This window comes from Candidatus Planktophila sp. (genome assembly GCF_040402315.1).
In the GTDB taxonomy this organism is placed as follows: Bacteria; Actinomycetota; Actinomycetes; order Nanopelagicales; family Nanopelagicaceae; genus Planktophila.
Map to the genome: position 1 here is coordinate 37,035 of NZ_JBBAMU010000007.1, position 6,059 is coordinate 43,093.

6 protein-coding genes are annotated in these 6,059 nt (G+C 49.8%); all 6 read left to right on the plus strand.

Annotated features, from left to right (window positions below):
• Positions 1-22 precede the first annotated feature (22 nt).
• Entirely contained in the window at positions 23-1,042 is a 1,020-nt protein-coding gene (gene argC, locus AC9UEP_RS02540; protein WP_509543708.1) for an N-acetyl-gamma-glutamyl-phosphate reductase, read from the plus strand.
• A complete protein-coding gene (gene argB, locus AC9UEP_RS02545) occupies positions 1,039-1,824 on the plus strand; it encodes an acetylglutamate kinase (protein ID WP_509543710.1) in 786 nt (261 codons plus the stop codon). The genes argC and argB overlap by 4 nt, the downstream gene beginning before the upstream one ends.
• Positions 1,821-2,978 carry an acetylornithine transaminase gene (locus AC9UEP_RS02550; RefSeq protein WP_509543712.1) on the plus strand — a complete coding sequence of 386 codons (1,158 nt, stop codon included), beginning with the start codon at positions 1,821-1,823 and terminating at the stop codon, positions 2,976-2,978. Before argB ends, AC9UEP_RS02550 begins: the two co-directional genes overlap by 4 nt.
• Complete coding sequence (locus AC9UEP_RS02555; protein WP_509543714.1) at positions 2,971-3,447, plus strand: arginine repressor; 477 nt, start codon at positions 2,971-2,973, stop codon at positions 3,445-3,447. Before AC9UEP_RS02550 ends, AC9UEP_RS02555 begins: the two co-directional genes overlap by 8 nt.
• A complete protein-coding gene (argH, locus tag AC9UEP_RS02560) occupies positions 3,447-4,874 on the plus strand; it encodes an argininosuccinate lyase (RefSeq protein WP_509543716.1) in 1,428 nt (475 codons plus the stop codon). Before AC9UEP_RS02555 ends, argH begins: the two co-directional genes overlap by 1 nt.
• A partial coding sequence (gene tyrS, locus AC9UEP_RS02565; protein ID WP_509543718.1) for a tyrosine--tRNA ligase occupies positions 4,871-6,059 on the plus strand: 1,189 nt, incomplete at its 3' end. The genes argH and tyrS, both read left to right, overlap by 4 nt.

A 6,059-nucleotide genomic window follows, 5' to 3' on the forward strand; every position in this document is an offset into this window, starting at 1 on the left:
ATAAATATGCTATAGTGAAATTATGAAAACCGGGATTATCGGCGGCAGTGGATATGCAGGAGGAGAACTCCTGCGGCTGCTTGCTGGGCACCCACATTTTCAGATAGCCGCTGTTGCGGCTCATTCAAATGCGGGGGAGTCGATCACTTCGATTCATCCACAACTAAGAAGTTATGACAATCAGAGGTTCATCGCCTTCTCAGCCGAAGCATTTACTGATTGCCAGCTGATCTTTCTTGCACTGCCACATGGAGAATCTGCCAAGATAATTTCGCAACTTCCTAAGGAAGCAAGGGTTGTTGATTTAGGTGCCGATTACAGATTGAGCGATACCCAGCAGTGGGAGAAGTATTACGGTGGCACACACGCCGGGACCTGGAGCTATGGGCTAGCTGACATCGCGCAGTACAAGAGCGCAATCGCACAAGCGCAGTATGTTGCAAACCCAGGATGTTATGCGACAGCTATCGCTCTGGGAGCTGCACCGGCTGCAGGGGTCGCTGATCTCTCTGATTGCGTGGTCGTTGCTGCATCAGGAACAACCGGTGCGGGCAGAAATGCAAAGGTAAATCTACTTGCCAGCGAGGTTTCAGGATCTCTGAGTTCGTATAAATTCGGTGGATCACATCAACACACCCCTGAAATCGAAGAGACGTTGAGCAAGATTAGTGGGCAAGATGTGAAGATTTCTTTCACTCCAGTCTTGGCTCCGATGCCAAGAGGAATCCTGGCAACGGTTACCGCCAAGCTGACAAAGAAGATTACCTCTGAAGAGGCACATCAGCTTTATAGCAATTACTACGCGGATTGCGCATTTGTTTCAGTGCTTGAATTTGGAGTCATGCCAAAGACATCAGCTGTTTTGGGATCTAATAATGTGCAGATGCAGGTTGCAGTTGACGCTCACACCTCAAGACTTGTTGTTTCAGTTGCGATAGATAATCTAGGTAAGGGTGCTGCGGGACAAGGGATTCAGAACGCCAACATCATGTGTGGTTTTGCTGAGACTGCCGGACTTGATTTCGATGGGATTGGCGCGTGATTGTCGTGAAGTTCGGTGGCCATGCGATGTCTGACTCGCATGGTGAATTCGCGCAAGCTATTGCAGATGCCATCTCTCAGGGGGTCGAGATCGTGATTGTTCATGGTGGTGGGCCACAAATTGGGTCGGCACTTGAATCAGCTGGGATTACAACAGAATTTATCGGCGGGTTTCGCGTCACCACCCCTGAGGTTTTTGAGATCGTTGAGAGGGTGTTAGCAAAAGAGATTGGTCCTGCCGTCGCACAATCCCTATGCAACCACGGAATCAAAGCGGTTGCTATCTCTGGTCGAGATTCTAAAACGCTGATTGCAGAGAAGTTGACCACTTTAGTAGACGGAACAAGAGCTGATTTAGGTCTTGTCGGAACTGTTTTTGAAGTGAACCGCCAAGAGATTCAAAGGCTAGTGACACAAGGAAGCGTTCCAGTAATTTCACCGGTAGCAACGGATGCACTTGGCACACATGGATTTAACGTCAATGCTGATATCGCAGCAGCGGCAATCGCAGGTGCGTTGGAAGCCCAATGGCTGATCATCATGACTGATGTCGAGGGAATCTATCGGAATTGGCCGGATAAGGATTCATTAATCTCGGAGATATCTGTGGAAGAGCTGCAAGGGATTAAATCCACATTTGCAGATGGCATGGCCCCCAAGGTGCAATCTTGTTTAGATGCCATTGGCGCAGGTGCACATGCGGTGCGGATTATTGATGGCAGAAACCCCGAGGCCCTGAAGAGCGCACTCCTCGGCGTTGGCGGAACGTTGGTCTTCGCATGAAACGTTGGATTAATTCACTTCAGGATAATTACGGAACTCCTTCCATCGAGTTGGTCTCTGGAAAAGGTTCATATGTCAAAGATGCCCAAGGCAAGCTGTACCTAGATTTCTTGGCCGGCATTGCCACTAATGTTTTGGGCCATGGCCACCCTGCAATCGTGAAAGCTGTGACGAAACAGGCATCTACATTGGGTCATGTGAGTAACCTCTACGCCCACCCAAATGTGTTGCAATTGGCTGAGAAACTACAGAAGCTCACCGGTGATAAGTCAGCACGAGTCTTCTTCTGCAATTCTGGTGCAGAAGCAAATGAGGCGGCCCTGAAATTAAGTCGTCGCACGGGCAGAACTGGCGTTGTTGCAACGAAAGAATCTTTCCACGGTAGAACGATGGGTGCGCTATCACTCACCGGTCAGCCATCAAAACGAGATCCATTTAAGCCCTTACTTCGCGGTATTTCCCACGTCACCTTCGGTGATTCACGTGCGATGAAGCGAAAGACCAATAAGAGAACTGCCATGGTAATTATCGAACCCATCATGGGCGAAGCCGGGGTCATTGTCCCACCTGCTAATTACTTACAAGATGTTCGTAGATATTGTGATGACAACGGTGCTCTCCTCGTCTTCGACTGCGTGCAGACAGGGATGGGTCGTACGGGTGACTGGTTTGGCTATGAGTATTCAGGAATTAAACCGGATGTGATTACTTTGGCTAAAGGTTTAGGAGGAGGACTCCCACTTGGTGCCATGATCGCACTTGGCCCCGCCTCTCATCTTTTCAAGGTTGGTGATCATGGCACTACATTTGGTGGAAATCCGATTGCAACAGCTGCAGCCCTTGCTGTGATTTCCGCAATCGAGAAAGAGAAGATTCTCATCCATGTTAATGAAGTGAGTTCCTATCTTTTTGCCGAACTCGCTCTTGTTCCGGGTGTTACCGAGGTACGAGGAGCAGGGCTACTGATTGGACTTACCCTGGATCAGGGATGTGCAAAGGAGCTTGTGAAGAAGAGCCAAGAACTGGGGCTTCTGATAAATGCCCCAAGTGAATCAATTATTCGTATTGCGCCAGCTCTGAATATTTCATTACGTGATGCAAAGAAGTTTGTAACGATATTCACTGCAGCCCTAGCGCAGGTGCGTCATGGCTAGTGTGAGCGCACGTAGGGCGAAGGCGATTTCACTGATTAAGGGCGGGCTCATTCACTCCCAATCTGATCTAGTGAAAGAGCTGAAAAGGGCTGGCTTTGCAGTTACCCAAGCCACCGCTAGCCGTGACCTGGAAGAGATCGGCGCAGTGCGGGGCAGATCTGCCACTGGCGATTCGGTCTACACGATCTCGGCTTCAGGTGAGGCTTCACTTTCGCGTTCTATGCCGCTGCCTTCTGAACTAATTCTCTCAGTCGAATCGAGTGGAAATCTAGCGGTCATTCACACTCCACCCGGGGGAGCGCAGTTGCTTGCAAGTTCACTCGATCACTCTGGCATATCTTCGATTATCGGAACTATCGCAGGTGACGACACGGTCTTAGTAGTCTCCAGAAAAGCCAGCGGCGGGGCGCAACTAGCGAAAGAATTACTCTCATACGGGCAAGTCAAAAAGGTTAGAGGGAGAAAATAATGGCTCTGTGGGGCGGAAGATTCTCGCAATCTCCAACGGAAGCTGTTTTTGCACTCTCACAAAGTGTGCAATTTGATTGGCGTTTGGCTCCTTATGATCTTCGTTCATCACTTGCCCATCTTGCGGTACTAGAAAGCAGTGGCCTGCTTGATAAGAAGGTGGCTGCAGCTATTCGAAAGGCTTTAGAAGAGCTGGTTGCGGAAGTGGCTTCCGGAAAGTTCACCTATCTTGCAACTGATGAAGATGTTCATAGCGCCTTAGAACGCGGGCTTACTGAAAAACTCGGTGAAATCGGAGGCGCACTGCGCGCCGGTAGATCACGTAATGATCAGGTGGCAACAGATCTGCGACTTTACGCCATAGATGCGATGGTTTCGATTGCTTTATCAATAGCCGAACTGCAAGAAGCGCTGATTGCAAAGGCAACCGAATACTCGGATGCTCCGGCACCTGGATTTACTCACCTGCAACACGCACAGCCCGTGCTCTTTGGGCATGAGCTAGCAAAGCACGTGCACGCATTTGCACGAGATCTAGATCGTATTCAGGATTGGCTTACTCGCACATCTGTCAGTCCGCTTGGCTCAGGTGCGCTAGCTGGGTCATCCCTGCCGTTAGCACCGGAGGTAACTGCGAAATCACTTGGTTTTACATCAAGTGCTGCCAATTCAATTGATGCCGTATCTGATCGTGATTTCGTGGCCGAAGCGCTATTTATTCTCTCCATGGTGGGAGTTCATCTCTCACGAATTGGGGAAGAGTGGTGCATTTGGTCGACCACTGAATTTGGTTGGGCCCGAGTATCAGATGCTTACTCCACTGGCTCTTCCATCATGCCGCAGAAGAAAAACCCTGACATGGCAGAACTCGCACGAGGTAAGTCAGGTCGTCTGATTGGGAATCTCACTGGCGTGCTTGCAATGCTTAAAGGTCTGCCCTTTGCCTACAACCGTGATCTGCAAGAAGATAAAGAGCTACTCTTTGATTCCATCGATACCGTCCTGCTCGTTCTTCCGGCAGTAACTGGGATGGTGGCAACTACTGAATTCGATCGCGAGAAGATGGCACTTGCCGCACCCCTTGGTTTCTCACTTGCAACCGAGATAGCTGATTACTTGGTCAGGGCACACATTCCTTTTGCGCAAGCACATGAAGCTGCTGGCAAATGTGTTGCGGTCTGTGAATCATCTGGCCGCCAACTTCATCAGCTCACCGATGAAGAGTTTGCAGGTATTCATCCAGAACTTAGGAGCGATGTCCGCAACGTTCTTACCGTTCAAGGCGCACTGGCATCACGCACGACACGTGGTGGCACCGCTCCATCTGCACTGGCTCAACAATTGAGCGAGGCAAAGAGTTCTCTGGAAAAGACTCGTAGTGAATTCACCGCTGCAGCCAAAGCATTTTCGACCATGATGGGTGCATGAGAGCCGTGACTTACGATTTGCTAGCTGACCTAAAGTGGCGTGGTCTTATTGCGCAGACAACAGATGAAGTCGAGCTGCGTAAGGCGCTAGCCAAGCCAATCACGCTCTATGTGGGATTCGATCCCACGGCGCCGAGCATCCATGTGGGAAACCTCGTTGTTCTCTTCGTGCTACGCCGCTTTCAACTAGCTGGCCACAATCCACTCCCACTTGTTGGGGGAGCCACTGGCTTGGTGGGAGATCCCAGCGGTAAACATGAAGAGCGTACGCTGAATACAACTGAAGTTGTTGGGCAGTGGGTAGATCGTATAAAGGGGCAGCTTTCGAAGTTCATGGACTTTGAGTCGAGTAAGAATCCGGCGGTGATGGTCAATAACCTCGATTGGACTGCGCCCATGTCGGCCATTGAGTTCCTGCGCGACATTGGAAAGCACTTTAGCGTAAATCAAATGTTGAATAAGGATGCAGTTTCATCTCGACTTGAAAAAGATGGCATTTCTTACACTGAGTTTTCATATCAAGTTCTCCAGTCGATGGATTACTTAGAACTTTACAAACGCTATAACTGCACACTTCAAATTGGTGGCTCAGATCAGTGGGGAAATATCACAGCTGGCCTAGATCTGATTCGTCGTGTTGAAAGTGCAAGTGCCCATGCACTGACCGTGCCACTACTGACAAAAGCTGATGGAACTAAATTTGGCAAGACAGCCGGCGGAAGTGTGTGGCTCGATCCAGAGATGACATCGCCATATGCCTTCTTCCAGTATTGGCTGAACTCTGATGATAAAGATGTCATCAATTTCCTTAAGGTGTTTTCATTTAAATCACGCACCGAGATAGAGGCACTCGAATCAGTACACACCGCAAACCCTGGTGCACGTGAAGCTCACCGCGAACTTGCTAGAGAACTCACCTCACTTGTTCATAGCCCGGAGACTGCAGTGCGTGTGGAAGAGGCAGCTCACGCACTCTTTGGTCAAGGTGATCTTGCAATACTGGATGAACCGACGCTGGCATCAGCTTTGGCTGAACTTCCACATACGCGAATAGAAAAGGGAGCCGAGATACCCACTTGGGTGGATTTATTGGTGGCCACCGGTGTGGTTGATTCAAAATCTGCTGCTCGCCGGATCGTTAAAGAAGGTGGCGCATATCTCAATAATGAGAAGGTGGTTGGCGAAG